The 3,595-nt window shown below is 63.4% G+C and carries 2 protein-coding genes; both read left to right on the forward strand.

The genetic code is table 11. The features are described from left to right. Positions 1-345: 345 nt before the first annotated feature. Positions 346-876: an NUDIX domain-containing protein gene (locus Q4C89_RS10990; RefSeq protein ID WP_303102653.1), complete on the forward strand. Its 531-nt coding sequence runs from the start codon at positions 346-348 to the stop codon at positions 874-876. 91 nt (positions 877-967) lie between these two features. Then, on the forward strand, positions 968-3,595 hold a 2,628-nt coding region (locus Q4C89_RS10995; RefSeq protein ID WP_303102654.1), incomplete at its 3' end, for a valine--tRNA ligase.

Consider the following 3,595-nt stretch of genomic DNA (forward strand, 5'->3'; position numbering starts at 1 on the left):
GCCGTGATTGAAAAGCCCCCGGCCCAGCCCCTACACTGAACCCCAGCAGTGACCGGGAGGAGTACCCGGCGGAGATGCCAAAGAGAGCGCGGGCCGTGGCTGAAAGCCTGCGCGGAACATTTCCCCGGAGAAAGTCGCCCGCGAGCGGGAACGGAAGAAATCGCGTCAGCGAGAGTAGACCCGTCCGGGTGCGCCCGACACAGCGCGTTTCGAGTGCCTAAGTTTCTTGCTTAGGAAGCGCGGTGGTAACGCGGGATAGTGAATGCCTCACGTCTCGTCCGCATACGGAGTCATCCGTGCGGACGAGGCGTTCTGCTTTGGGCCATGGGCTATCAGCTTTGAGCCATGAGGCAAAGGAGAGGCGGTGAAGCTGTGATTACCTTCTACGACACTCAGGAGCAGGCGCGGGCCGCTGCGAAAGCCGAGGGGCTGCGCGAAAAGGTGCTGTGCTTTGTCGTGCGCGGTCAGCGATTGCTGGTCTTCGACCACATTCCAGACGGGGGCGCAGGGGTGCAGGTCGTCGGGGGCGGCGTGGAAGCAGACGAAACGCCCGAAGCCGCAGCCGTCCGCGAGTTGTGGGAAGAATCGGGCCTGAGTCTGAGCGAGCCGCACTTCCTTTGCTCCTACCTCTGGCACGGCGAACCGCCCGAAGCGTTCAAGTACCCCGTGCAGATTGCCCACGCTTACGCCTTCGCCGCCCCCCACGACCTCCCCGACACTTGGCAGCATCACGCTGACGGGCATCTGTTTTCCTTCCGCTGGGCCGACTTGCACGCGCCTGGGCTGGATTGGGAGATGGGGGCGGCGCTGCCTTATCTGAAAAACCCCTCACCTCTGCCTGCGGCAGGCCCTCTCCCCAAGGTAGAGGGTCGGTAAATACCCTCGCCCAAGGGGAGAGGGCCTTGCGAAGCAAGGGGTGAGGGGTCTTCCCGCACAAACTCTTAGACACGACCAATAAGGAGCCACCATGACCGACCCAACCCAAAACACGTCCGCCCTCCCCACCCAGTTTGACCCCAGTGGCATCGAACCCAAGTGGGCCGCCAAGTGGCGCAACGAGCCGTTTCGGGCCGATGCCACCAGCGGCAAAGACCCCTTTACCATCGTGATTCCTCCGCCCAACGTGACGGGCAACCTGCACCTGGGGCACGCGCTGGACAACACCCTGATCGACACGCTGACCCGCTACAAGCGCATGGCGGGCTTCGAGGCGCTGTACCTGCCGGGCATGGACCACGCGGGCATTTCCACGCAGGTGGTGGTGGAGCGGCAACTCAAGGAAGCGGGCACGAACCGCTTCGAGCTGGGCCGCGAGAAGTTCTTGGAGAAGGTCTGGGACTGGAAAGCCAAATCGGGCGGCATGATTCTCGACCAACTCACCCGCCTCGGCGTCAGCGCCGACTGGACGCGGGAGCGCTTCACGATGGACGAGGGCCTGTCCCGCGCCGTTCGCGCCCAGTTCGTCAAGCTGTACCACGACGGGCTGGCCTACCGGGGCGAGCGCATCGTGAACTGGGACCCCGCCTCTCAGACCACGCTCTCCGAACTGGAAATTGACCGCGAAGTTCGCAAGGGCAAGATGTACACGCTCTCCTACAAGCTGGAAAACCCCGCTGAGGCGGCGAGCAACGGCGAGGCAGGCGAAATCCGCATTGCCACCGTGCGCCCCGAAACCATCTTTGCCGACCAAGCGATTGCCGTTCACCCCGAAGACGAGCGCTTTAAGCATCTGCATGGCAAAAAGGCCCGCATTCCGCTGACCGAGCGCTGGGTGCCCATCATTGCCGACGAAGCGGTGGAGATGGAATTTGGCGTGGGTGCGCTGAAAATCACCCCCGCGCACGACCCCACCGACTTTGAAGTGGGCGAGCGGCACGGCCTCCCGCGCCCCAGCGTGATTGACCTGCACGGCAACCTCACCGCCGACGAACTGGTGCCCGCCGAGTTTCAGGGGATGGAACGCTTCGCTGCCCGCAAAGCGGTGGTGAAGGCACTAGAAGAAGGCGGACACCTGCTGGAAGAAAAAGACCATGACACCGCCATCGGCCTCTCCGAGCGCACCAAAGTGCCCGTGGAACCCATCATCAGTGAACAGTGGTTCGTGAAGATGAAGCCGTTTGCCGACCAAGTGCTGGACGGTCTGGACAGGGGCGAGATGGAGCTGGTACCCGAGCGCTACGGCAAAATCAACCGCGACTGGCTGGAAAATATCCGCGACTGGAACATCTCGCGCCAGTTGTGGTGGGGCCACCAGATTCCCGCTTGGTACGACGAGAAAGGCAATATCTACGTGCCCGACCCGTCCAACCCCGAACTGGACTGCGACCAGGACCCCCGCTACGCCCACCTCAACCTGCGCCGTGACCCCGACGTGTTCGACACCTGGTTTTCTTCCAACCTGTGGCCTTTTTCCACGCTGGGCTGGCCCGACACCGACTCGGAAGACTTCCAGAAGTTCTACCCCACCTCGGTGCTGGTCACGGGCTACGACATCCTGTTTTTCTGGGTGGCGCGGATGCAGATGGCGGGCTACGGCCTGACGGGGCAAGCGCCGTTTAGGCACATCATGCTGCACGGCCTCTATCTGGACAGCAAGGGCCAGAAGATGAGCAAGAGCAAGGGCAACGGCATTGACCCGCTGGAACTGTTCGACCAGTACGGTGTGGACGCCTGCCGCTTCGCGTTTACCTTCCTCTCGACGGGTGGGCAGGACATCAAGCACGACGCCCGCCGCTTCGAGCAGGGCCGCAACTTTGCCAACAAGCTCTGGAATGCCACCCGCTTTGCGTTGATGCGTCTGGGCGAGGCCAAGATTGACGGCAGCGACGACATTTCGGCTTATGTCCGCGCCGCCGTGAGCGGGCCGGAAGGCGTATTGCCCCGCAGCAAAGACGTGCTGAAGGCGCTGCGGGAGCGCAGTGACCTCACGCTGGCCGACCGCTGGATTATTTCGCGTCTGAACGCCGTGACCGCTGAGGCCTCGGCGCAACTGGACGCCTTCGACATCGGGGCCGCCATTCGCACGCTGTATTCGTTCACCTGGGACGAATTCTGCGACTGGTACATCGAGGCCGCCAAGCCCGAACTGGCAAGCGGCAACCTCGGCACGATGGCGACCCTCAAGGCCGTGCTGGAGCACATTCTGAAGCTGCTGCACCCCTTCATGCCGTTCATCACCTCCGAGTTGTACGCCGCGCTGGGCCACCGTCGCCAACTGGCGGTGCATAGCTGGCCCGTGCCCGACGCCGCGCTGCATGACGCCGAAGCCACCCGCGCCTTCGACGCCCTGCGCTCGGCGGTGGACAGCGCCCGCAGCCTCAAGAGCGAACTCGGTCTCGCCCCACAGGACAAGCTCGGCGTGGTGGTCGAAGGTGACATGGCCGACGTGGTGCAGGCCAACGCCCGCGTGGTGGAAAGCATCGCCAAAGTCAGCCTGGTGCCTACCCTGGAAGGTCGCACGCTCTCGCAGGTGGCCCCCGGCGTGACCATCCTTGCGCCGCTGGAAGGCACCGTGGACATTGCCGACTGGCTGGGCAAGCAGAAAAAACGACTGGCGGAATTTGACAAGCAAATCAAGCAGGCGCAGGGCAAGCTG

Origin of the sequence: Deinococcus sp. (assembly GCF_030523985.1) — a bacterium.
Classification (GTDB): domain Bacteria; phylum Deinococcota; class Deinococci; order Deinococcales; family Deinococcaceae; genus Deinococcus.